Annotated in this window: 19 protein-coding genes; 12 read left to right on the forward strand and 7 right to left on the reverse strand. The window is 60.1% G+C overall.

Annotated elements, in window-relative coordinates; genetic code table 11:
* Nucleotides 1-5: 5 nt before the first annotated feature.
* From IEX36_RS08025 to IEX36_RS08040, 4 genes are all read right to left on the reverse strand, one after another.
* Nucleotides 6-875: a hypothetical protein gene (locus IEX36_RS08025; RefSeq protein ID WP_229668796.1), complete on the reverse strand. Its 870-nt coding sequence runs from the start codon at nucleotides 873-875 to the stop codon at nucleotides 6-8.
* Nucleotides 872-2,665, reverse strand: coding sequence for a CRTAC1 family protein (locus IEX36_RS08030; protein ID WP_188758813.1), 1,794 nt, complete (start codon nucleotides 2,663-2,665; stop codon nucleotides 872-874). The genes IEX36_RS08025 and IEX36_RS08030 overlap by 4 nt, the downstream gene beginning before the upstream one ends.
* Complete coding sequence (locus IEX36_RS08035) at nucleotides 2,662-6,117, reverse strand: CRTAC1 family protein (protein ID WP_188758815.1); 3,456 nt, start codon at nucleotides 6,115-6,117, stop codon at nucleotides 2,662-2,664. Before IEX36_RS08035 ends, IEX36_RS08030 begins: the two co-directional genes overlap by 4 nt.
* A gap of 245 nt (nucleotides 6,118-6,362) precedes the next feature.
* Complete coding sequence (locus IEX36_RS08040; RefSeq protein ID WP_188758817.1) at nucleotides 6,363-6,572, reverse strand: hypothetical protein; 210 nt, start codon at nucleotides 6,570-6,572, stop codon at nucleotides 6,363-6,365.
* Between the two features lie 142 nt (nucleotides 6,573-6,714).
* Here IEX36_RS08040 and IEX36_RS08045 point away from each other — a divergent pair, with 142 nt between their 5' ends.
* The 12 genes from IEX36_RS08045 (at nucleotide 6,715) to IEX36_RS08100 (ending at nucleotide 19,019) form a co-directional block, all read left to right on the forward strand.
* Nucleotides 6,715-7,095, forward strand: a complete 381-nt coding sequence (locus IEX36_RS08045) for an NADH-quinone oxidoreductase subunit A (protein ID WP_188758818.1) — start codon at nucleotides 6,715-6,717, stop codon at nucleotides 7,093-7,095.
* A 69-nt stretch (nucleotides 7,096-7,164) separates the two neighbouring features.
* A complete protein-coding gene (locus IEX36_RS08050; protein ID WP_229668797.1) occupies nucleotides 7,165-7,818 on the forward strand; it encodes an NADH-quinone oxidoreductase subunit B in 654 nt (217 codons plus the stop codon).
* Nucleotides 7,799-8,428: an NADH-quinone oxidoreductase subunit C gene (locus tag IEX36_RS08055; protein ID WP_188758820.1), complete on the forward strand. Its 630-nt coding sequence runs from the start codon at nucleotides 7,799-7,801 to the stop codon at nucleotides 8,426-8,428. Before IEX36_RS08050 ends, IEX36_RS08055 begins: the two co-directional genes overlap by 20 nt.
* 2 nt (nucleotides 8,429-8,430) lie before the next feature.
* A complete protein-coding gene (locus tag IEX36_RS08060) occupies nucleotides 8,431-9,591 on the forward strand; it encodes an NADH-quinone oxidoreductase subunit D (protein ID WP_188758821.1) in 1,161 nt (386 codons plus the stop codon).
* An 81-nt stretch (nucleotides 9,592-9,672) separates the two neighbouring features.
* Complete coding sequence (locus tag IEX36_RS08065) at nucleotides 9,673-10,290, forward strand: 4Fe-4S dicluster domain-containing protein (RefSeq protein WP_188759893.1); 618 nt, start codon at nucleotides 9,673-9,675, stop codon at nucleotides 10,288-10,290.
* On the forward strand, nucleotides 10,287-11,486 hold the full coding sequence (gene nuoH, locus IEX36_RS08070; RefSeq protein WP_188758823.1) for an NADH-quinone oxidoreductase subunit NuoH: 1,200 nt from the start codon (nucleotides 10,287-10,289) through the stop codon (nucleotides 11,484-11,486). The genes IEX36_RS08065 and nuoH overlap by 4 nt, the downstream gene beginning before the upstream one ends.
* Nucleotides 11,487-11,533: 47 nt before the next feature.
* Complete coding sequence (locus IEX36_RS08075) at nucleotides 11,534-12,028, forward strand: NADH-quinone oxidoreductase subunit J family protein (RefSeq protein ID WP_188758825.1); 495 nt, start codon at nucleotides 11,534-11,536, stop codon at nucleotides 12,026-12,028.
* Nucleotides 12,025-12,336: an NADH-quinone oxidoreductase subunit NuoK gene (gene nuoK / locus IEX36_RS08080; RefSeq protein ID WP_188758827.1), complete on the forward strand. Its 312-nt coding sequence runs from the start codon at nucleotides 12,025-12,027 to the stop codon at nucleotides 12,334-12,336. The genes IEX36_RS08075 and nuoK overlap by 4 nt, the downstream gene beginning before the upstream one ends.
* Before the next feature lie 64 nt (nucleotides 12,337-12,400).
* Complete coding sequence (nuoL, locus tag IEX36_RS08085; RefSeq protein WP_188758828.1) at nucleotides 12,401-14,479, forward strand: NADH-quinone oxidoreductase subunit L; 2,079 nt, start codon at nucleotides 12,401-12,403, stop codon at nucleotides 14,477-14,479.
* Nucleotides 14,476-16,026: a complex I subunit 4 family protein gene (locus tag IEX36_RS08090; RefSeq protein ID WP_188758830.1), complete on the forward strand. Its 1,551-nt coding sequence runs from the start codon at nucleotides 14,476-14,478 to the stop codon at nucleotides 16,024-16,026. Before nuoL ends, IEX36_RS08090 begins: the two co-directional genes overlap by 4 nt.
* Nucleotides 16,027-16,041: 15 nt before the next feature.
* Nucleotides 16,042-17,553 carry a complex I subunit 4 family protein gene (locus tag IEX36_RS08095; protein WP_188758831.1) on the forward strand — a complete coding sequence of 504 codons (1,512 nt, stop codon included), beginning with the start codon at nucleotides 16,042-16,044 and terminating at the stop codon, nucleotides 17,551-17,553.
* A complete protein-coding gene (locus IEX36_RS08100) occupies nucleotides 17,550-19,019 on the forward strand; it encodes an NADH-quinone oxidoreductase subunit N (protein ID WP_188758832.1) in 1,470 nt (489 codons plus the stop codon). The genes IEX36_RS08095 and IEX36_RS08100 overlap by 4 nt, the downstream gene beginning before the upstream one ends.
* A 110-nt stretch (nucleotides 19,020-19,129) precedes the next feature.
* Here the strand turns inward: IEX36_RS08100 and IEX36_RS08105 are convergent, their stop codons facing one another.
* The 3 genes from IEX36_RS08105 to IEX36_RS08115 all read right to left on the reverse strand — a co-directional run bounded on the left by IEX36_RS08105 (nucleotide 19,130) and on the right by IEX36_RS08115 (nucleotide 23,146).
* Nucleotides 19,130-20,026, reverse strand: a complete 897-nt coding sequence (locus IEX36_RS08105) for a 2-oxoacid:ferredoxin oxidoreductase subunit beta (RefSeq protein ID WP_188758833.1) — start codon at nucleotides 20,024-20,026, stop codon at nucleotides 19,130-19,132.
* Nucleotides 20,027-20,044: 18 nt separating this feature from the next.
* Complete coding sequence (locus IEX36_RS08110) at nucleotides 20,045-21,823, reverse strand: 2-oxoacid:acceptor oxidoreductase subunit alpha (protein ID WP_188758834.1); 1,779 nt, start codon at nucleotides 21,821-21,823, stop codon at nucleotides 20,045-20,047.
* 270 nt (nucleotides 21,824-22,093) lie between these two features.
* Nucleotides 22,094-23,146, reverse strand: a complete 1,053-nt coding sequence (locus tag IEX36_RS08115) for a LacI family DNA-binding transcriptional regulator (protein WP_188758835.1) — start codon at nucleotides 23,144-23,146, stop codon at nucleotides 22,094-22,096.
* Between the last annotated feature and the right edge of the window lie 12 nt (nucleotides 23,147-23,158).

The following is a 23,158-nucleotide window of genomic DNA, read 5'->3' on the forward strand; positions in this document are numbered from 1 at the left end:
ACAGATTATGCAGGAGTGCCAGCCATCTGAACACGCCGCGATTGCCACCACATCTCAATCAGCAACGCCGCAGGCCCCACAAAGAACAGCGCATAGAACGGCGCATAGATCACACGATCCAGCCGCATCAACATCTCAACCAGCGCCACCATGAACACCACAATGCACTGTCCGCGTTTGCTCTTCACCGTCGTCTTCGGGTCCGTAATCATAAAAAACATGAAGAGCTGATACTCAGGACTGGTGATAGGCGCGATCTCCGACTGCCACGGAACCCCCAGCATGTAGCTGCGGAGAAACGCGAACGCAAGAAAGAAGAAGGCATACGTCGCCGTGATGTGGAACCGGCGAAGCCTCCAGATAATGACCGACCCCAGCGCCCAGATGACAAAGATGGGCAGCAGAAAATTTCCCCACTGAATACTGAGGCTGGCAACAATATCGCCCGCAAGAAACAGCAGCGCCGAGATGCCCAGGTTCGACGGATTCCAGAGATGCCGTCCCTTATAGCGCAGCAGATACTTCGACGTAATCGAGATCATCGCGCCCAGCGCAAACGGCCAGTACGCCGGCGAGCGTACAAGAATCCCCACGCTGATGCCGGTGATGTACGCGCTGGCAAGATGCGGCCACTTGCCCATAAAGAAGCGCCCCAGCACCAGCTCCGTCACAATACTGGCCGCGATAGCAAGCAAGGTCTTCTGATAGCTCTCAAGCATCCCGAACGAGAGATGCCCGGCGAGCAGGATCAGCGTGATAAAGACGGGAGGCGTGAACCGGCTGTCGAGAATTGCAAGCAGTCCGCGACTCGCAGGCTTCGCCGTGCCCTGCGTCGTATTTGGCGTCGAGTTTTGCTCGGCGATCTGCTCGCTCACTTCGTCTCCTTCACGTTGTACATCGTGTCCGGCACAACATCGTTGAGAGTCTGGATCGCTCCCGAAGGCCAGCGAACCACGGCCTTTTCAATCTGCGGATTCTTCCCCAGGCCGAAGTGTAGCCGTCGTTGATTCTGCGCAGCAAAACCACTCCCGCCAGAGACCTCCTGCACCTGCTCCTTGCCGTTCCAGTAGACCGTGACCTCTGCTCCAATCGCGCTGCGGTTGCTCTTCGTTCCCTCAAGCTGAAACTCAACCCACTTGTTGTTAGGATCCACGGTGTTCTTGTAGATCAGCAGCGGCCCACGCTGTGTCGCCACGATTACATCAAGCGCGCCGGTGTTCCAAAGATCAGCCATCGCGACGGCGCGCCCGTCATACGTGTCGGTCACACCCACCGCCTGCGCCACATCAATAAACTGACCCGCGCCATCATTCATCCAAACCTTCTTCTTCTGATACCCGGACAGACTGCGCCCATCCATCGCCGGCCAGTTCTTCGCATCACCAATGATCGTGCTGTTACCCCCGGCCACCTTCGAAAAGTCGTACCAGTAGCTCTCATTGCGATTGAGCGAAACATAGCCATTCGTCAGGAACAGGTCAAGATTTCCATCGTTGTTCAAATCACCAAACTGCGCACCGAAGCTCCACCCACCCAACTCAACGCCCATATCGCGCGCAAGGTTATCGAACTTGATCGAACCGGCCGTCCCATTCTGCTGAGGCACCCAAAGATTATTTCCTTGAATCAACACACCCGGCTCGGAGATGTTCGACACATACACCGAATACTTCCCTTGGTCCATAATGTCGCCAAACGCAACATTCATGCCGCTCTTCGGAGCAAAACCGATACCCGACTCCGAGCCAACTTCATGGAACCGCTTCCCATCATTCAGGTAGAGCTCGCTGACACCATAGTCGTTCGCAACAAACAAGTCCTGATGCCCCGTCCCACGCAGGTCCGCCGCACCGCAAGCCAGCGCCCAGCGGCGGCTATCGATCCCCACCTTCGCACTGACCTCTTCAAACTTCCCATTCCCCAGGTTATGAAACAGATATTTGCGTCCACCATTATTGGCGTACTCAAAACTGTTGGGCATGATCTTGGTTGTATCGAGATGCCACAGATTCACATCCTCGGGATAGTAGCCGCCAATAAAGAAGTCGAGTAGCCCGTCGCCGTCATAGTCAAACCAGACCCCAGTATTCGCATTCATCCACTTCGGCAAGCCAGCCACATCGACGCGCGTAAAACCATGGCCATGGTCGTTATGAAACAGCTCCGTCTGGCCCCACTTGATCAGCAGCAGATCTTCGTAGCCATCATTGTCATAGTCACCCCAGATCGCCGCCATCGAAACGCCCGTCCCCGGCGTATTCACATCCGCGATGCCCATCTCAGGGGCAACGTCTTTGAACGTGCCATCATGCATGTTGCGATAGAGCGCGTTCTTGCTGCCAATCTTGCTGTTCGTCACATAAATATCAGGCCAGCCGTCGCGGTCGAAGTCCACAATCGAAACCGAAGCCCCCATCGACGCGACCTCAGGCATAATGCCCTTCAGCTTAGGATCGAGCGTCGGCGCCTCGTGAACGAAGTTCACGCCCGCAGCCTTCGATACCTCCTGCAGATAGAAGCCATGCCGCGCCAGCGATGCCTTCATGTCGAGCGCAGTCTTCGCCGACTGCCGATCCGCCGAAACCCTCCGGAAGATCGACGGTACCAGCAGCAATCCAACAAAGAAGATCGCGAGCAGCGTGTGCGCAACGGGTCCACGTTTCATCTTCCTGCTCCGCCTCTCAACTCATCTTCAAACGGCTGCGGCGTGACGTAGCGAGTCTGGTATGTCTGCCAATCCTCAGGATGATGCCGATAGGCCCACTCTTGCCGCAAAGGCAACGGCGCGGTGTCATATACAGTCCTGCTGTGGTGCGGCAGTGGCAAATTTGTCTCCGAGTACGTCGTATTGAAATCGCCATCCTTGATCCAACCATCACCCGCAATCACAAAATCACGCACCCAGCCCGCAGGCGGAGGTGGAGACACGGCAAATCGAAACGACATCTCATCTCCCGCGTTCATGATGACGTAGCGATCATCGGTCTTCGCCAGCAGCTCACGCACATCGCCATAGCGCGTGTAGTAACCTTCAAGATCGCGCCACGGATGACGCGCTCCCGTCAGGTGGTTATAGTCCGGAATCTCCGGCGAAGACTGGTTGGCCTGATCGATCACCGAGTAGCCGCGATAGTGCAGGTCAGCGCTCGCCGGAGCAAGCCGCGTAATCTTCAACGGAGTATCAGGCAGTCCCTGCGCCCACTCAATCGAGTCCCAATAAACTTCGAGGTTCGTCCTCAAACGCACCCGATGCGGCACACCGGAACGGAACAATCCAGTCAGATTGAACAAACAAATCTTCTTCCGTCCCGCCGGAAATCCGAGGTTCGGCTGCGCAACAACCCAGCCGCCATGTCCATCAGGCACCTCCAGACTGAGAGGCTTCGGCTGTTCATGACTGCCCTGACTGATAGCAACATTGATCGACGAATCAGAAGGATGCAGCCAGCCCTGCGCCACCAGATACAGCGGCCCCTTCGGAATGTCATCGCCCAAATCCACTTCAACATAATGGTCGCGCGTGACACCCTGATACTGCCCGCGCCCAAACGTATCGAGATAGCGATTATCAAGATCGCGCACAACAGCAGTCACATCATTGCCACGATCATCCACCGCACGAACAATCTTATGCAGCGGGCCAACCGTCGTGATTGCAGGCTTCACCGCGGGCACGGCAAACCGCTCATCGGTAAAGATGTTCGTGCCCGCAGGATGATCCACAACCATCAGGCCGAGATAGTCGTAGTAGTAGGTCTCCCAAAGCTCGCCTGTGATGCGCAGGTCATAATAACCATCGCGCGGAGCGAGATCGGCACGCGGAATCTTGTACCACTCCTCAGTCGCCGCAATGCTGGCCGTGCCAAGATTGTTGATGCGCAGGCCAATGGCCGAGCCCCACGGCACAGCGTCCTTAACAAACTCCATGCTGTGCCCGTTGTATGCGAACAGAAACGGACACGAGCCTTTGAGGCGCTGCTCGGTAACAACCTCCTGGTCCGCCTTCATCGCAAACTCAGCGCGCGCCGTGCCATTCGGCCACAAGATACGCGCAACATCCACACCCGTCTGCGTGCCAAGTCCAAAGTGCATCTCAGGCCCGGTAATCGGCTGCATCTGCACCAGCAGGCCAGAGCGAATCTCGATCGCGCCGCCAACACCGAACGAGTTGATGCGCTGGTCGCCGGTAGCCTGCGCAGCACGCGGACGCACAATCTGCCAGTGATAGCCCTTCGTACCGTGATTGATCGCGCGGATTGGCTGCCCGTCAGTAGAAATCCCAAGCAAATCGAGCCTGCCATTCGAACTTAAGTCGGCAGCATCAAAAACGACTGGCGTCGCTGCAATCTTCTCCGCAGAAGTGAAATTGCTATCGGCACCACCAAGCCAGAGCAGCGCTCCCGGTTGTCCGCTCAGCGGCGTAACTCGACCAAGCAACAAATCAACCGCGCCGTTGTTGTCGATGTCCTCTGCACGAAGACGCACTTCACCCGCAAGATAATTCGCCGCATCCGGCACCTGAGCAAGCTGCGCCACATCCCAACCCGCGCCATCGCCCTTCAGCGCCAGGCGAAGAACAGCCCCATCATCACGAACCGCAAGCAGATCGAGCACGCCGTCGTGACTAACATCTGCCGCAGTGATCGCCTTCACCGCACCAACACTCGCAGGCACCGGCTCCTCAACAAAGTGCCCCAAACGCTCGTTGCGAAAGACATGCAAATGCCCCGCCGCATCAATCATGCTGGCATCAGGATTTCCCGCGCCATGCAAATCGGCCCACTCGAATCCGCGCACCCCGTCGATTCCAGCAAACGGTTTGATCGGCGTGAACGTACCATCGCCATTATTGCGCAGCACAACCGGCACGCCGCTCGCAGAACCAAGCACCACATCGAGATCGCCATCGGCCTCAATGTCCACTGCCCATGCACCCGTATAGTTGCCATCGACAATCGCCTTCGGCAACTTCGTCTGCGCCGTCACATCCGTAAAAGTCTGCGGCGAATCCTGACGAAAGAACCGGACACCGCCAGCCCCGGCAAGCACAAAGTCCATCTTGAAGTCGTAGTTGAAATCAAGCGGAACAACCCCTTCAGGCGAGGGAGCGGTCTTCGCCGTCCCGCCAGGAAACGTCATCGTCACGCCCGTAGCAAGCCGCACTGTCGTCGCATTCGCTTCAACCACAACAGGCGCACCCTTATCGCTGAGCGAGACAGCCCCAATCCACGTCCACTGCGTCTTGTCCGCATCCGGCAAAGCTTGCGCGTCGAAGGTCATCGCCGTGTCCGCAGGAGCAGGCGTAAACGAAGGCGTAGCAAGCCGTAAAAATCGTGTGAAGGGCCGAGCCTCATCTCCAGGAGCAGGCTTGATCGCAGCGAGGTCCTGACGAAAGCGCGGCAGCTGCATCAGCTCATTGCGCAGGAACGTCGTCTTCAGAGCAGCAGCCTGCGGGTCAGCCCCCGCCGCAGCTGTCTCCACGGCCGCGAGCTGCTGCATCACCGGCGCCGGCCAACCCTCGGCATGGCTACGAATGCGAGCAACCGTCTGGCGCAGCGTAGCCGCATCGCCCTGTCTGGCCGAAGCACGCGCCAACTCCACCAGAGCAGCCAGATTGTCCGGCTGCGCTGCGACGATCTGCTCGATCAGCTTCTGAAACTGCGCGCCGCTATCCGGATCACCCTGCCGCTCGATCTCCTCCGCCAGCTCATACGTAGCGATGAGATTCTTCGGGTTCAGCCCGACGGCCTTTCGAAGGTCAGCAATTGCCTGCGCAGAGTTTCCTCTGCCATCTTCCACCAGCCCCAGCAAGTAGTAGATGGCATCGCTATCCTTAGCCAGCGACTGCGCATGCTGAAGTCGGTCCCCGGCAGGGTCGAAGTTACGCTGCCGCAGCGCAAGAATGCCCCAGTTCGCCCACGCCGCCGGCTCACCCGGCGCAAGCTGCGTCGCACGCGCAAGCTCCGGGTCAGCCAGCGCATCATTGCCCACCTGAAGCGCACCAAGCCCGGTATAAAAAGCCGACACGAACTCGCTATACGTCTTCGACGAAGCCGACGGCAGTCCGCGATGGCAACCGGAGACGGCCAGCGAAAGCGCGCCCAGCAGCGCAGCCACGCCTGCCCGCCGAAATGTGCGCGGCCTCCGCGCGGATGATGCTATCGCCTGCCCTCTGGACACAACGGGGCGTGAACCGGGAACCATCTCCAGCCTTTCATTACAGGTGAACCCTCTAAGGATAGTGCCACGAGGCGCACACTGGCCTCCACCTTTTGGTGGAGACGGCTGCTGGAGCCCACACCTTTGCTATGGCAGTCGAGCGACCGCCTGTGCGGGGTGACTTTGATATTGCCCAATGCAGTTCAGTGCCAGCCGGTATGTTCGGCATCGGCATCAAGGCCGGGAAAATCCGTATCGTTGTCCTTGAGCATCTCATCCTGGTCGCGATGGCCGAGTTGCAGTGCCATCGAGCCATGTTGTGGGCGCAAGCGGAGGCGGGGGTCGAACGTGTCCTCTTCCACTGCGCCTTTGCTCATTCCTTCATCGGGGCGACGCATCTGCGGGCTGGGCATAGGGCCCTCCTGTCCAGGGGAGTAACCGGCTGGATTCGAGCACGTATGGGCTGGATTATGCGCCGGGCATTTTCACGTGTCAACGACCGAATTCTGGCGTACTCTGTTTGCCAGACAAAGAGGCGAGCGAAACACGTTCTGTATGGCTTCACATTTCTTCGACATCTACGGGCCCGTTGTAGTCCTGATGATTGCAGCCGTTGGATTTGCCGTCGCTCCGCTGGCGCTGGCCCGGCTCTGGGCGAAGAAGTTCTCCCCGGCCAAACCCGGCCCCCTCAAAGACGCAACCTACGAGTGCGGCCTTGCCACCAAGCCTGACACCCAGCTTCCCTTCCGCCCCGAGTACTACATCTACGCCATCATCTTCCTCGTCTTCGATGTAGAAGTTGTTTTCCTGCTGCCGTTTGCGGTGGCATTCTCCGGCCTCACGGTGGGCGCAACCGTCGCTATGCTGGTCTTTCTGCTCCTGCTGGCCGAAGGGCTGGTCTGGGCGTGGAGCAAAGGAGTCTTAACCTGGGTGTAATCGGCCAGACGCCGGACGAAAGTAAGGCAAAGGCATCTAACTACTAGAGGAGCATTGAAGCGGGGTTTGATGGACCAGCAACTGAAATCGGAACTGAGCCGCCAGGGCATCTTCACCACGACGATGGAGGAACTCTACAACTGGGGCCGGAAGAGCTCTGTCTGGCCGCTGACGTTCGGTCTCGCCTGTTGCGCCATCGAAATGATTGCCACGACGATGGCCCGTTACGACCTGGCCCGCTTTGGCGCAGAGGTCTTTCGCCCATCACCGCGTCAAGCTGATCTGATGATTGTCGCCGGCACTGTGACCAAGAAGATGGCCCCTCAAGTAGTGCGGCTCTACAACCAGATGCCGGAGCCAAAGTACGTCATCGCGATGGGCGCATGCGCCATCTCTGGCGGCCCATTCAAGCAGGGCTACAACGTACTCAAAGGCATCGACCGCTACATTCCCGTCGACGTCCACATCCCCGGCTGCCCTCCGCGCCCCGAAGCCCTGATGGACGCTTTCATCACGCTGCAAAAGAAGATCGACGCACAATCGCTCACAGGCGAAGACCGCCCGCGCCACCTCCAGGCAGACGCCCCAAGCGAGTTCCCCATCCCCGAGTTTGGACCGCACGATCTGGAGCCGCCCAGAAACACAAAACTCTGGCACATCACTCTGCCCACCGCTGCCAGCGAAAGCTCCACGACGGATGCCGATGAACATCGAAGAGATTAAATCCGCGATTGAAAAAGCCGTCCCCGGCGCGCACGTTGAGCTCGTTCTCAACCCAAGCCCGTCTGCGCAGCACTCGCTTCTGCTCCGTCCCGAACAAGCGCAAGCCATCGCCGAGTTTCTGCGCGACGATCCCGAACTACATCTCGACTTCTGCTCGAACGCAACCGGCGTCGACTGGCTCGACACCGAGACCTCCGAAAAAGTGAAAGTAAAGAAGCTCGTCGATGGCATAGAGCAGGAAGTCGAAGAAGTCCGCAAAACGCACACCCCGGGCTATCTCGAAGCCGTGTACCACATCTACTCGATGGAGAAGAAGCACGGTCCGGTCATCATCCGCATGAGGACCGGCAACCGCTCCGATCAGGTCACACTGCCCTCGCTCACGCCCGTGTGGAGAAGCGCCGAGTTTCAGGAGCGCGAGATCTTCGACCTCTTCGGCATCATCTTCGAAGGCCACCCGGACCTGCGCCGCATCCTCATGTGGGACGGCTTCGAAGACCATCCCATGCGCAAGGACTACGTCGAACCCAACGACTACGAGTACGAGCCAACCGCGCACGACTCCGTGCTCGAAAAAGCGAAGCAGGCGCGCGCAATGGAGGGGGCATAAGGATGCAGACAACTGCGCCAACAGAGCACACACTGCTCGAACCCCTCGCAACCAGCAGCGGCGACGAGGGCCTGCTTGAGATCTCGCTCGGCCCGCACCATCCCTCGACCCACGGCGTCTTCCGCATGGACGCAGTGCTCGACGGCGAGCGCGTCGTCAAGCTGAAACCAGTCGTCGGCTACCTGCACCGCAACCACGAGAAGATCGCCGAGTCCGCCTCCTACCTCGCCTCGATGCCCTACACCGACCGGCTCGACTACTTCGGTTCGCTCACCAACAACTGGGCCTACGCACTCGCCGTCGAAAAACTCGCAGGCATCCAGGTGCCCGAGCGCGCCGAATACATCCGCGTCATCACAGCCGAACTGACCCGCCTGCAAAACCACGCAACCACCATCGGCTTTCTCCTGCAGGAGATGGGCGCCAGCGGCTCGCCGCTGATGTACGGCTTCCGCGAGCGCGAAACTATCCTCGACCTCTTCGAAGCCCTCACCGGCTCGCGCATGATGTGCAACTACATGCGCTTCGGCGGCTGCCGCGTCGAGCTTCCCTCCGGTTGGCTCGACCGCGTGAAGAAAACCGTCACCGAATTCCCACGTTTCCTCGACGAATTCGAAAACCTGCTGACCTCCAACGAAATCCTGCTCGCGCGAACACAAGGCATTGGCACGCTTTCAAAAGAACTCGCCATCCAGGGTGGCGTCACCGGTCCTGTGCTGCGCGCCTCCGGCGTCAACTACGACATCCGCAAGGTCGACAAGTACGGCATCTACGACCGCTTCAACTTCAAAATCCCGCTCGGCGAGCACGGCGACGTCTACGACCGCTACATGGTCCGCATGCTCGAGATGCGCGAGTCCATCAAAATCCTCGAACAAGCCCTGCGCGATATCCCCGCCGGCCCCATCATCGATCCAAAGACAAAGATTCGCGGCTTCCGTCCAAAGCCCGGCGAGGCCTACGGACGCATCGAATCCGCCAAAGGCGAACTCGGCTTCTACTTAATCAGCGACGGCACCGGCAATCCATACCGCTACCGTGTGCGCCCGCCGAGCTTCATCAATCTCACACTCCTGGAGGACATGTGCCGCGGCTATTCGGTCGCGGACCTGATCGTAATCTTCGGCACGATTGATATTGTGCTGGGCGAGGTTGACCGGTAGACTTCCGGTGCGGAAGTTACGCGGCCGTTCGTGATATCGAAGTGATGTAGCAAACCGTTTCGGAAGAGGGCTTTGGAATCAATGCTGGGGACAGGCATCGCGAAGGGTCTGGTAGAGACGGCAAGAAATTTCTTTGGCAGCTACGTCAGCCGCGACCGCCTCACCACCGTCGAATACCCGGAAGAGCGCCTGCCGCAAGCCGAAGCCGCGCGCAACTTCCCTTTCCTCGTCTACGACGGCGACGACTGGAAGTCCGGCCTGCGCTGCGTCGCCTGCCAGATCTGCGAAAAAGAATGTCCCCCGAAGTGCATCTTCATTGAGAAGAGCAAGGACAAAAAGCCCGACGCGGTCGGCAAGCCGCAGTTCTATCCCACCGTCTTCAACATCGACGTCTCAGTCTGCATGAGTTGCCAGATCTGCGTCGAGGTCTGCCCATTCGAAGCCATCAAAATGGACACCGACTTCGAGTTGAGCACCGACGACCGCTTCGGCGGTCTCCTGTGGGACCGGCAGCAACTCGCCAAATCCAACACCTACTACCACGAGATTCACCCCACCGAGGCCACCGAAGTCGACGCACGCCTCGCAGAGGAAAAAGCAAAGGCAGACGCAAAGGCCAAAGCAGCGGAGACAAAACCAGTCGCGGCAGCCACAGGCGCAGCTCAACAAACGAGCCACGGAGCATCGTCCGCCGAATGATCCTCTCGTCCACGATCACGACAGCGCAGGCGGCCGACCAGCTCTTCGTCTCAGCCGAACGCTGGCTCGTCTCCCACACACCCGCCGCAGTGGAACCCCTCGTCGCCGATATCATCTCAGCCGCCGCACTGCTCGTCGTCTTCGCATCCCTGTTCGCCATCACCACCGTTCTCGAACGCAAAGGGCTGGGCCGCATCCAGAATCGCTACGGCCCAAACCGCGTCGGCCCATTCGGCATCCTGCAACCGCTGGCCGACGGAATCAAATCGCTGACCAAGGAAGACATCGTCCCGCTGGCGGCAGACAAGACCGTCCACTTCCTCGCGCCCATCGTGCTCGTCGTCGCCGCATTCACGATGTACGCCGTGCTGCCCATCGGCCGCAACATGGTGCTCGCCAATCTCGACGCCGGCATCCTCTTCTTCTTCGCCGCCAGCTCCGTCATGGAGATGTGCATCTTCATGGCCGGCTGGTCGAGCAACAATAAATATTCGTTACTCGGAGCCATGCGCGCCATCGCGCAGATGATCAGCTACGAAGTGCCGCTGATTCTCGCTGCAGTCACCGTCGTCATGGCAGCGGGCTCGCTCTCCACCGTCACCATCATCGAGAAGCAATCCGGCTTCACCGGCATCCTCCCTCACTGGTTCATCCTCACGCCGTGGGGCTTCGCGGGATTCGTCCTCTTCATGATCGCCGCGACCGCCGAATCCAATCGCTCACCCTTCGACCTGCCCGAAGGCGAATCCGAGATCATCTCCGGGTACTTCACCGAATACTCAGGCTTCAAGTTCGCCCTATTCTTCCTCGGCGAATATATCGGCATGTTCGCCATGAGCGGACTAGGCATCACGCTGTTCCTGGGCGGCTGGGGAGCACCCCTCTCATTCCTCACCTGGGTGCCGTCCTACATCTGGTTCTTCGCCAAACTACTCTTCCTCATCGCCATGTTCATCTGGATACGCGGCACACTGCCGCGCCTCCGCATGGACCAGCTGATGAACTTTGCCTGGAAGTTTATGCTGCCGCTCGCGCTGATTAACCTCGTCACCGCAGGCGTCTGGCGCTTCGTCCCGAACATCGCCCTCCGCTGGCTCATCTGCGCACTCATGGTTGTTGTACCGTACGTTTTGCTTGGCCGAGGAATGGCCAAGGGCTGGAAGCTGGAAAAGCGAACCTATCGATTCGCCGAATAACGCAGCGATACTGCTGCCAACGCCGTACTGAACGCGAAAGGACCATCTTGCTGTTCACGATCTTCGCCATACTGACAGTTGCGGGAGCGGTGGCGGCCTTCAGCCTCCGCAACCTCATCCACTCCGTATTGGCGATCACCGTGGCCTTCGCAGGTCTCGCAGTTGTGTATCTTCTGCTAGGCGCACAGTTCATCGGCCTGGCGCAAATTCTCGTCTACGTCGGCGCAGTCGTCATCCTCATCGTCTTCGCCGTGCTGCTCACAAAAAACTCCAGCACTCCAGCAGGCCCAATCCTCAGCAGCTCCTGGCTCGCCAGCGGAGCCATCGCACTGGCCGTCTTCGCCGTCATGGCATGGGCCATCCATCAAAGCCCCGCCTCCCGCATCCATACACCCACGCAACCCGAAGCAACCATGCAGCAGATCGGCAGCGCGCTCATGCTGCGCTATGCTCTGCCCCTCGAGATCGTCGGCCTGCTCCTGACCACAGCCCTGATCGGCGCCGTCACCATCGCCGTGCGTGAGCAAAAGGAGCAGCGATGACGCCACTCGCAGGATGCCTGCTGCTCGCCGCCCTACTCTTCACCATCGGCCTCGCCGGAGCGCTGATGCGCCGCAACGCCATCATGGTACTCATCGGCATCGAGCTGATGCTCAACGCAGCCAACCTGAACTTCATCGCCTTCTGGCGCTACGGCCCGCATCCCGAAGCCCTCACCGGCGTTCTCTTCGCCATCTTCTCCATCGGCGTCGCAGCAGCCGAAGCCGCCGTCGGACTCGCCCTCATCATCTCGCTCTACCGCCACCTCAAGAGCGCCAACATCGACGAGGTCACCTCCATGCACGGATAACTCGCCCAAAGCCGCACCCTGCACCTGCACCACCTGAAGACACGATGACAACGCTGACGACACTATGACCTGGATACTAAAAAATCTCTGGCTCATCCCCGCAATCCCCGCACTCGGCGCGGGGCTGACGGCGATCGCCAGACAACGCCAGCGCAAGTACGCGGCCACTCTTGCCATCGGCGCACTCTCCATCTCCCTGCTGCTCTCTCTCTGCGCCTTCGTGCATGTGCTTCACGCCAGCGCAGGCGTCGAGGTCTTCAACTTCCAGTGGCTCCAGTTCGGATCCGAATCACTGCGCCTCGGCTGGATGCTCGACCCGCTCACCGCCGTAATGCTCGTCATGGTCTCCTTCGTCGGCCTGATGGTCTTCATCTTCAGCACCGGCTACATGGCGCACGACGAAAACTTCACCCGCTTCTTCTGCTTTCTGTCGCTGTTCGCCGCAGCCATGCTCGGCGTCGTCATCGCCAACAGCCTCCTCCTGCTCTTCATGTGCTGGGAGCTCGTCGGCCTCACCTCCTACCTGCTCATTGGCTTCTGGTATCACAAACCCACCGCCGCAGCCGCGGCCAAAAAGGCATTCATCACCACGCGTATCGGCGACCTGGCCTTCCTGATCGGCATGGTCTGGCTCTACTCGCAGGCCGGCACGCTGCTCTTCTATGACAGCGGCGCCGGCTGCATGGAACACGCAGCCCTCATCAAAATGGCCGCCGAGATCACCACCATCGGCATGGCCGCCTCCACCGGCATCGCGCTGCTCATCTTCTGCGGCGCAATCGGCAAATCCGGACAAGTCCCGCTGCACGTCTGGCTCCCCGACGCGATGGAAGGCCCCACCCCGGTCAGCGCGCTCATCCACGCCGCAACTATGGTCGCCGCAGGCGTCTTCCTCGTCGCCCGCGTCTATCCCCTGATGTCCGACACTCTCGCGGCGCACGCCACCACAGCCCTTGCAGTCGTCACCTGGATCGGCGCCATCACCGCCGTCTTCGCCGCGCTCATCGCCGTCGCGCAGGACGACATCAAGCGCATCCTCGCCTACTCCACCATCTCCCAGCTCGGCTACATGATGATCGGCCTCGGCGTCGGCGGTGTCGCCGTGGGCATGTTCCACCTCATCACACACGCCTTCTTCAAATCATTACTCTTCCTCGGCGCAGGCTCCGTCATCCACGGCTGCAACGACGAGCAGGACATCCGCCGCATGGGCGGACTCCGCCGCTTCATGCCCGTCACCTTCGCCACCTACGCTGTCGGCATGCTCGCGCTCTGCGGCTTCCCACTCTTCTTCTCCGGCTTCTGGAGCAAAGACGCCATCCTCCACGCCGCGCACAGCTGGAGCCCCTCACACATTCCCTTCTACCTCGGAGCCTTCGGCGCGCTCCTCACCGCCTTCTACATGACCCGCCAGGTCTGCTACGTCTTCTTCGGCGCCTACCGTTCAGCCAACCACGAAGAACACGCAGAACCAGAACACGCAGAGCCAGAGCACACGCATCACGCTACCCCGCACGAAAGCCCCTCCATGATGACCGTCCCGCTCATCCTCCTGGCGACATTCGCAATTCTCCTCGGAGCAATCGGCACACCGGCATGGCCATGGTTCGACGCATTCATCAACGGAGGCCATACGACCTGGCATCTCTCCGGATTCATGGAAAGCGGCATCCTCACCGTGATGCTCTCTTCCTCGATCATCGTCTTCATCGGCCTCGGGCTAGGCTGGTGGCTCTACGGACGCAAGCCCGCAACCACCCCCGACTCACCCGACGCCCTCGAACAAATGCAGCCCCTGCTCTTCCACGCGCTGCGCAGAAAACTCTACGTCGACGAGCTCTACAGCGTCACCTTCATCCGCTGGAACACCTGGCTCTCACGCCTCAGCAACTGGCTCGACCGGCGCATCTGGAGCGGGGCCGTATGGACCGTCTCCCACGCCGTACTCAGCCTCTCGTGGCTCGCCCGCTCCACCGACAACTACATCGTCAACGCCGGCTTTGACGAAGGCTGCCACACCGTCACCCTGGGCGGCCGGCTGCTCTCACGCATCCAAAACGGCCGCTCGCAAACCTATCTCCGCCTGCTCGGCGCCGCCTTCGCCCTGCTCGTCATCTTCCTCATCTGGAGCGGGGTGCGATGACGCTGCTTTCACCCATCACCCTCCTCACGGCCCTGCCACTCGTAGGCGCAGCCGCCGTGTTGACGCTCGGCGCAAAGAGCAACAAGCTCTCACGCGGACTCGCACTCGCCTTCGCCTTCCTCGCGCTCCTCGTCACACTCATCCTGTGGCACTGGTTCAACCCAGCATTAGGCACGCTTCAGTTCGAAGAACTCCGCCCCTGGATCCCCTCGCTCGGCGTCGAGTACCACGTTGGCATCGACGGACTCGGCCTGCTCATGCTGCTGCTCTCCGCCATCGTCGTCCCCATGTCCATTGCAGCGTCATGGCACATCAAAGAGCGCGCATCGCTTTACTTCGCGCTCATCCTCATGCTCCAGGCCGGACTCTTCGGCACCTTCACCGCGCTCAACTTCTTCCACTGGTTTCTCTTCTGGGAGCTCAGCCTCATCCCCGCATTCTTCCTCGTCCGCCTCTGGGGAGGCCCCCAGCGCGCCACCGCAGCCACCCAATTCTTCATCTACACCATGGTCGGCAGCGTCGCCCTGCTGCTCGCCTTCCTCGCCATCTTCCTCACCACCGGCCAATTCGACTTCATCAGCCTCGCCGCCATGGCGCACAACGACGAGCTGCTCCCAGCCATCGCCTCTGGACTCGCCTGGCACAGCTTCACCGCAGGCAAAGCCGCGCTGCTGCTCGCGTTCTGCGCGTTCCTCGGCTTTGCCGTCAAGGTCCCCATCGAGCCATTCCACACCTGGCTACCCAGCACCTACGCCGAAGCCCCAACCGGCGTCACCATGCTACTCACCGGCACCATGTCGAAGATGGGCGTCTACGGCTTCCTCCGCATCCTGCTCCCCATCTTCTTCATCCAATTGCGCGAAGTGCGAACGCCGCTGCTATGGCTCGCCGTCGCCACCATCGTCCTCTCCGCCTACGCAGCGCTGGCGCAAAAAGACCTGAAGCGCATCTTCGCCTACTCCTCCATCAATCACCTCGGCTACTGCATGTTGGGCATCTTCTCCGTGCTGCAGTTCACAGGCAACAGCCCCGCCCTCGCCACAGAAAAAGCCGCAGCCCTCAACGGCGTATTCCTGCAGATGTTCAACCACGGCCTCACCGCCGCAACGCTCTTCTGGTTCGTAGCTCTGCTCGAAAAACGCAGCGGCGGTCTCCGCGGCCTCGACGACTTCGGCGGCCTGCGCAAAGTCGCGCCCGTCTTCTGCGGCATGATGGGCATCGCAATCTTCTCGTCGCTGGGCCTGCCCGGCCTCAACGGCTTCGTCGGCGAGTTCCTCATCTTCAAAGGCTCATTCCCGCTGTCGATCTGGCCGACCTCAATCTCAGTCCTCGGCCTGCTGCTCACAGCGATCTTCCTGCTGACGATCCTGCAACGCGTCTTCTCCGGCCCCGTCCGGCAGAAGTGGACCACCATGCCCGACCTCACCCTCGCGGAGAAGCTCTCGCTCGCGCCTCCGCTCATCCTCATGCTCATCCTCGGCCTCTGGCCGCAACTCATTCTTGGCTTCACCAACAGCACCGTAATGCAGTTTTTGCAGAAATTTTAGAGCAGCAACCTGACCATGCTGGCCTGGACCATCTACATCTCGTTCATCGGCGCCGCCGTGCTGATGCTGCTGCCAAAGCAAGCCGCGCGCGCAGCACGCATCATCACGCTGCTCACAGCGCTCGCAGGCCTCGCCCTCACGCTGGCAACGTTCGCGGCCCATCCCTCCGGCGAACTCATCACGATCACCCGCACCGCGTGGGTCCCATCACTCGGCCTCGAATACCATCTCGCCGCCGACGGCATCAGCCTCACGCTCGTGCTGCTCACCGGCATCGTCGCCGTCGCGGGCGTGCTCTTCTCCTGGAACGTCGAGCGCCGCGCCAACGAATTCTTCGCCTTCTACCTCGCGCTAATCGGCGGCGTCTACGGCGTCTTCCTCAGCTTCGATCTCCTGCTGCTCTTCATCTTCTACGAGATCGCCATCATCCCGAAGTACTTCCTCATCGCCATCTGGGGCTCCACGCGCCGCGAGTACGCCGCCATGAAGCTCGCGCTCTACTCCTTCGTCGGCAGCGCCATGGTGCTCATCGGAATCATCGCCGCCTACGTCGTCTCCGGCGCGCACACGATGGACCTCGCGCAACTCGCGCAGTATCCGTTCTCCGTCCACTTCCAGATGTGGGCCTTCCCGCTCGTCTTCATCGGCTTTGCGATCCTCGCCGGCCTCTGGCCCTTCCACACCTGGGCGCCCACCGGCCACGTCGCCGCACCCACCGCAGCCTCCATGATGCTTGCAGGAGTCATCATGAAGCTCGGAGCCTACGGCTGCCTCCGCGTAGCCATGGCGCTCTTCCCGCGTGGACTCGACCCCTGGGGCTTCCACGTCCTCGGCTTCGGCTCCTGGCGCGAAGTCTTCGCACTGCTCGCGCTCATCGGCATCGTCTACGGCGCAATGGTCGCGCTCGTCCAGAAGGACTTCAAATTCGTCATCGGCTACTCCAGCATCAGTCACATGGGCTTCGTGCTCCTCGGCCTGATGACCCTCCAGCAGATCGGCCTCGACGGCGCGGTCCTGCAGATGTTCTCGCACGGCATCATCGCCGGGCTGCTCTTCGCCGTCGTCGGCCGCATGGTCTACGACCGCACCCACACCCGCGACCTCGCCGCGCTCGAGACAATGCACCTCAGCAAAGTCATCCCCTTCGCCGCCGTCACCTTCGTCATCGCCGGAATGGCATCCATCGGCCTCCCCGGCTTCAGCGGCTTCGTCGCCGAATTGCAAGTCCTCATCGGAACCTGGCACTCCTTCCCCGCCTTTGTCCTCATCGCAGGCGCAGGCATCGTCATCGGCATCGCCTACACCTGGCGCGCCATGCAGAAAGCCTTCTTCGGCACACCCGATAACAACGCCGTCAGCACTCACGTATCCTGCCCGCGTATTACGCTCCCCGAACGCCTCGGCGCCGCACTGCTCCTCGCAGCAACCATCGTCATCGGACTCTATCCGCAGCTTCTCCTACGCCTCATCATCCCCGCTCTGCACTCGCCGTTCTTCGACGGCCTCTTAAAAGGGAGCGTGCGATGACCACATTCCCTTACATCGAAATGCTGTACCTGCTCCTGCCGGAGATCATCATCACCGTCGCAGCGCTCTGCGTACTCTCTGCAGATCTCACCTTCCTGCGCAAAGCATCCCTCAACCTCCGCACCATCAGCGCATCGTTTCTCACCTGCATCGGCTGCGCACTCTCAGCCGCATGGATACTGCACACCCCAACATCCATCCATCTCGCTGAAGGAATGCTCGTCGTCACTCCAGCAGCGCAGCATGTCCAAATCGCGCTGCTCGTCATCACCGCCTTAGCCTCCCTGCTCTACGCAGGCTCCACCTTCACCGAACACGTCAGCGAGTATCTGTCCCTGATGTTGCTCGCAACCGTCGGCATGATGCTGCTCGTCAGCACACAAAATCTTCTCGTCCTCTTCCTCGCGCTCGAACTGCTGAGCCTCTCGCTCTACGTCCTCGCCGCATTCAACAAATCAAGCACACGCTCCTCCGAGGCCGCGCTCAAATACTTCCTCTTCGGCGGAATCTCCGCGGCCTTCCTGCTCTTCGGCTTCAGCCTGCTCTACGGCCTGTCCAACTCAACCGACCTCGCCGTAGTCGCCTCCAGCATCCACACCGCGCCACTCGACCCGCTCCTGATCGTCGCCTTCGTCATGGTGCTTGCCGGGCTAGGATTCAAAGTTGCCGCCGCCCCATTCCACTTCTGGGCGCCCGACGTATACCAGGGAGCACCCGCTCCAAGCGCCGCACTCATCGCCTCCGGCTCCAAGGTCGCCAGCTTCTTCATCCTCTATCAGGTCATGGCGGTCGGCCTCATCACCGCCGCAGACAGCAGCGCTCATCACAGCTACGCCTCAGGATGGGCGCCCGCCATCGCCATCATCGCCGTACTCTCCATGCTGCTTGGCAACCTCGCCGCCATCATGCAGACGAGCGTGCGGCGCCTGCTGGCCTACTCCGCCATCGGCCACGCAGGATACATGCTGCTCGCCATCCTCGCGCACACCAGCCAGAGCTTCACCGCACTGCTCTACTACGCCATCACCTATGCCCTCACCGTGCTCGGCGCATTCGGCGTCATCGCCATCGCAGAAAAGCAAACCGGCGGCGACACACTCACCGACTTCGCCGGCTTCAGCCGCCGCGCACCCATCCCATCCTTCTGCATGTTGATCTTCCTGCTATCGCTCGCAGGCATCCCACCACTCGCGGGCTTCTTCGGCAAGTTCTATCTCTTCGCCTCGGTGCTCGACGCAACACCCGGATCACTCGGCCTGCTCTGGCTGGTCATCCTCGCCATCGCCATGAGCGCAGTCTCGCTCTACTACTACCTCAAAGTCCTCAAGAGTATCTACGTCGCCGACCCACCCGCCGACGCAGCCCCCGCACAGACCTCAATCCTGCACCAGATCATCCTCTGCGTCATCGCGCTAGGCGTAGTCCTGCTAGGCTGCATGCCCAGCCTGCTTCTGCGCTGGCTCTAGCGTAAGCCTTCTAGCCTTTACAGTAGTCCCTTTGCATTTCCATTCCGCACCCTGAGCGAAGTCGAAGGGGGAGGAATCTGCTTTTGTGCTTCCGCAAGCTGCAACCGGCGCTACATCAGCTCATCGACAAACGACTTCGCAACATCCGCAGGAATCCGAACGTCCTGCTGCACCAGCGGCCCAGCCTTCAACACTGGCTCCGCCTCATTCAGCGAAGGCAGATCGTTCCGCTCGAAGAAGCGTCCAATAAAAATCTCTTCGCCCCACACAAGCGACTTCTCCATCGCGGCGACCCAATCCGTCGCATCATGCTCAGGATTATCTTCGAGGCGCTTCACACGCGGCCGGAACCACTGGAACGTATTGTCGTGGTTGTACGTCACGCACGGACTGAAGACATCGATGAACGAAAATCCCTTGTGCTCAATCCCGCGCTTAATCAACTCAGTCAGATGCTTCTGATCTCCACTGAACCCACGCGCAACATACGTCGCGCCTGCAGACAGCGCCAGCGAAACAGGATTCAACGGCGATTCAATGCTCCCGAATGGCATACTCTTCGTCTTCATGCCCAGACGGCTCGTCGGCGAAGTCTGCCCTGTCGTCAACCCATAAATCTGGTTGTCCATCACGATATAAAGCAGGTCAACGTTCCGGCGCATCGCATGAACAAAGTGCCCGCAACCAATGCCAAACCCATCGCCATCGCCGCCCGTCACCAGCACGGTCATCGCATGGTTCGCCATCTTGAACCCTGTCGCCACGGGAATCGAGCGTCCATGCAGCGTATGCATCCCATACGTATCGATGAAGCCGGGAAAGTTCGACGAGCACCCAATCCCGCTGATCGTCGCAACCTGGTGCTTCGGAATCTGCAACTCGACCAGCGCCTTCTGCACGGCAGCCAGCACGCCATAGTCGCCGCACCCAGGGCACCAGTCAGGATCGACCTTACCCTTCAGATCAGCCATCACCATTGCCTTCGGAGTCACGACTTCGGTGGCCATCATCAATCTCCTTAACCTTTAGACGTTGATCTCGTGCACAGGCACCGAGAGCGTGGTGTTGCCCGCAAGCTGTTCCTTCACAGCATTAACAATATGGTGCGGGAAGAGCGGCTCGCCGTCATACTTGCGGATGTGGCCATCGGCGACAAAGCTCGTCTCGCTGCGCAGATACCGCGCAAACTGCCCGCTGAAGTTGTTCTCGACAATAATCGTCTTCTTGGCATTCTTCAGCAGCTTCACAATCGCATCGCCATGAAGCGGCACCAGCCAGCGGATCGGCAGATGGTTCGCCGTAATCCCCGCCTCACGCAGCAGCTCGCACGCCTCATCGATCACGGCATACGTCGAACCCCACCCAATCAGCGTCACGTCCGCATTCGCCGGTCCAACAATCTCCGGCGGAGGAACAGAAGCCTCAATGCCCTGCACCTTGCGCATGCGCTTCTCCATCATCGCCCGGCGCTTCGTGGTGTTGGTGTACTCATCGCTGATCAGCACGCCATCTTCATCGTGCTCATCGCTCGAAACCGTATGCGTGTGCCCAGGCACACCAGGAATCACACGCGGCGAAACCCCGCTCTCAGTAATCTTGTACCGCTTATACGGTTCGTGGTCCGCCGTCCCATTCGACGTAATCAACTCACCGCGATCAATCGTCGGATTGAAGTTCAGCACCTCCGGATCGACACTCAGCCGTCCCTCCGACAGCAGTAGATCGCACAGCACAATACCCGGACACTGGAAGCGATCGGTAATGTTGAACATCTCCGCCATCAGCGTGAAGCAGTCGCCAATATCCAGCGGAGCAGCAATCACGCGCGGATAATCGCCAAACGCCGCGCCCAGCATCTGCCACAGATCGCCCTGCTCCGTCTTGGTCGGCACACCAGTCGACGGCCCCGCACGCTGGCAATCAATCACCACCACCGGAATCTCCGCCTGCGCCGAAAGCCCCAACCCTTCACTCATCAGCGCAAAGCCGCCGCCAGAGGTCGCGCACATCGAGCGCACACCAGCATGGGCCGCGCCAATCGCCATGTTGATGACACCAATCTCATCTTCCACCTGGCGCACCATAATCTGCGCCTTGCGCGCGTGCTCCGCCATCCAGTGCAACACTCCCGTCGAAGGGCTCATCGGATACGCGCAATAAAACTTCACGCCCGCCGCCGCACCACCCATCGCCATCGCAGCATTTCCGCTCAGCACCGCGTAGCGGTTCTCCGTCATCGGCAGCGGCCACGCAAACGGCTTGAAGTTCTGGCTCGCGTAGTCATAACCCGCTCGCGCAATGCTGACGTTCTCGTCAATCACTGCCTGGCCCTTCCTGCGGAACTGCTCCGTCAGCACCTCCTCCAGCGCAGCAAAGCCAACTCCCATCATGCTCAGGCCCGCGCCAATCGCCAGCGTATTCTGCGCAACCTTGTTCTTGCTGATGTCCGCCAGCTTCGACACCGGAATCGGACACATCTGCACACCCTCCGCAGGCGTCCCCGGCTTGATCGTCTCGGCATTATAAAGACAAGCCGCACCCACGCCCAGCAAGCCCAGATGCCGATCCATCGTGTCCTGATTGAGCGGAATCAGCAGGTCGATCTTCCCATCAATCGTGGCAATCTTGTCCGGCCCCGTGCGGATCGTCAGAAACGTGTGACCGCCGCGAATAATCGACTGATACGCGTTGTAGGCGTTCAGATGCAACCCGCGACGGCTGAAGATCTTGGCGAAGATGTCGCCGGGCGTAGCCACACCCTGGCCCGCGGCGCCTCCGATACCTACACTGAAAGACTGCCTCATGGACGTCTCCCCAAACTGGCCCTTGGGTTTCAACGCCTCGGCACCAGAGAAATATCGAGCCACCGGATTCTACGGCGTGCGTGCTCACGAGGGCAAGCCCTGATTGCAACTCCATCTTTTTCCGCGCATATCGCAGCTTCAGATGGACTGCATACCGTGCCTGTTAGTAGTCATCCTTCCACGCACGGGTCCCCGGCCAGCTTGCTGGCTGGGGTGAGAAGCGGGAGGACTTGCTTTTCTTCGCTCGGCACGTCAATTTTGAAGTTCGGTTTATTTCGTACCCGCAATCCTCGGCGGCGCCACGCAGCCGCATGATCGCCGCACAATCAACTCCGTCGGCAAAACAATCCGCGCGCCCGTCCCTTCCATCCCGGTCGAGCCCATCCGAATCATCTCCAGCAACAGCCGTGTCCCACTCCTGCCCAACTCTGCCGCAGGCTGCCGCACTGCTGTCAAAGGAACCGCCAGCAACTCACCCAAATCAAAATCATCGAAGCCCACCACCGCAATCTGGTCCGGCACGCGCAGATTCTCCCGCTGCAAAAGATGCAGCACCTGCGTCGTCGTCACATTATTCAAACTGAACAGCGCCGTAGGAACATCGCCCGCGCGCAGCCGCTTGAGCACGATCTTCGGCACCTCCGCCCCGTTCTCTGCAATCAGCATCTGCGGTTTCAGTCCAGCATCCGCCATCGCCCTGCGATACCCATCCATGCGCTGCGAAATCGAATTGAACTGGCTGTCATACCCCACGCACACAATGCGTTTGTGCCCATGCATAATCAGGTGGTTCACCGCCTTCAACGCGCCCTCGGCGTTCTCCACCATCACTTCTCCAGCATCAAGACCTGGAATCGTGCGGTCCAGCGTGACCACAGGCACGCCTCTCGCCTGCATGTCCTTCAGTTGTTGCGCCGAATCCAGCCGCGATGGAAAGATCAACACGCCCGTCGCCGCATTCCTCGACCGCAGCAGCGCCAGCGCGCGATCCTCTTCGTTCAGGTCCGCCTCGCAAGCCAGCAACAGCGTCGCATACCCCTGTTGCATCGCCATCTGCTGCGCCGCATGCGCACATACTGAAAAAAACGGGTCCGCCAGATTCGGCACAATCAACCCAATCGTCCTCGGTGCCTGACCTCGCAGCACCCTCGCCGCCTCATTCGGGTGGTATCCAAGACGCACAATCGCGCTGCGAACTCGCTTGTCCACATCCGCGCTCACATACTTTCCACCATTCAGAACACGCGAGACTGTCATCCCCGCCACTCCAGCGGCACGGGCAACATCGGCAATCGTCGGGTCTTTCTCCTTCTTCCTGGGCATATATTTGTCCTC

The organism is Edaphobacter acidisoli, from assembly GCF_014642855.1.
GTDB lineage: Bacteria > Acidobacteriota > Terriglobia > Terriglobales > Acidobacteriaceae > Edaphobacter > Edaphobacter acidisoli.

Excerpts from the sequence above, each read along its gene's own strand:
- nuoK (WP_188758827.1), top strand. The coding sequence starts at position 12,025 with ATGACGCCACTCGCAGGATGCCTGCTGCTCGCCGCCCTACTCTTCACC.
- nuoL (WP_188758828.1), top strand. The coding sequence starts at position 12,401 with ATGACCTGGATACTAAAAAATCTCTGGCTCATCCCCGCAATCCCCGCA.
- IEX36_RS08100 (WP_188758832.1), top strand. The coding sequence starts at position 17,550 with ATGACCACATTCCCTTACATCGAAATGCTGTACCTGCTCCTGCCGGAG.
- nuoH (WP_188758823.1), top strand. The coding sequence starts at position 10,287 with ATGATCCTCTCGTCCACGATCACGACAGCGCAGGCGGCCGACCAGCTC.
- IEX36_RS08065 (WP_188759893.1), top strand. The coding sequence starts at position 9,673 with ATGCTGGGGACAGGCATCGCGAAGGGTCTGGTAGAGACGGCAAGAAAT.
- IEX36_RS08105 (WP_188758833.1), bottom strand. The coding sequence starts at position 20,026 with ATGGCCACCGAAGTCGTGACTCCGAAGGCAATGGTGATGGCTGATCTG.
- IEX36_RS08095 (WP_188758831.1), top strand. The coding sequence starts at position 16,042 with ATGCTGGCCTGGACCATCTACATCTCGTTCATCGGCGCCGCCGTGCTG.
- IEX36_RS08030 (WP_188758813.1), bottom strand. The coding sequence starts at position 2,665 with ATGAAACGTGGACCCGTTGCGCACACGCTGCTCGCGATCTTCTTTGTT.
- IEX36_RS08050 (WP_229668797.1), top strand. The coding sequence starts at position 7,165 with ATGGACCAGCAACTGAAATCGGAACTGAGCCGCCAGGGCATCTTCACC.
- IEX36_RS08055 (WP_188758820.1), top strand. The coding sequence starts at position 7,799 with ATGAACATCGAAGAGATTAAATCCGCGATTGAAAAAGCCGTCCCCGGC.
- IEX36_RS08110 (WP_188758834.1), bottom strand. The coding sequence starts at position 21,823 with ATGAGGCAGTCTTTCAGTGTAGGTATCGGAGGCGCCGCGGGCCAGGGT.
- IEX36_RS08045 (WP_188758818.1), top strand. The coding sequence starts at position 6,715 with ATGGCTTCACATTTCTTCGACATCTACGGGCCCGTTGTAGTCCTGATG.
- IEX36_RS08060 (WP_188758821.1), top strand. The coding sequence starts at position 8,431 with ATGCAGACAACTGCGCCAACAGAGCACACACTGCTCGAACCCCTCGCA.
- IEX36_RS08115 (WP_188758835.1), bottom strand. The coding sequence starts at position 23,146 with ATGCCCAGGAAGAAGGAGAAAGACCCGACGATTGCCGATGTTGCCCGT.
- IEX36_RS08090 (WP_188758830.1), top strand. The coding sequence starts at position 14,476 with ATGACGCTGCTTTCACCCATCACCCTCCTCACGGCCCTGCCACTCGTA.
- IEX36_RS08040 (WP_188758817.1), bottom strand. The coding sequence starts at position 6,572 with ATGCCCAGCCCGCAGATGCGTCGCCCCGATGAAGGAATGAGCAAAGGC.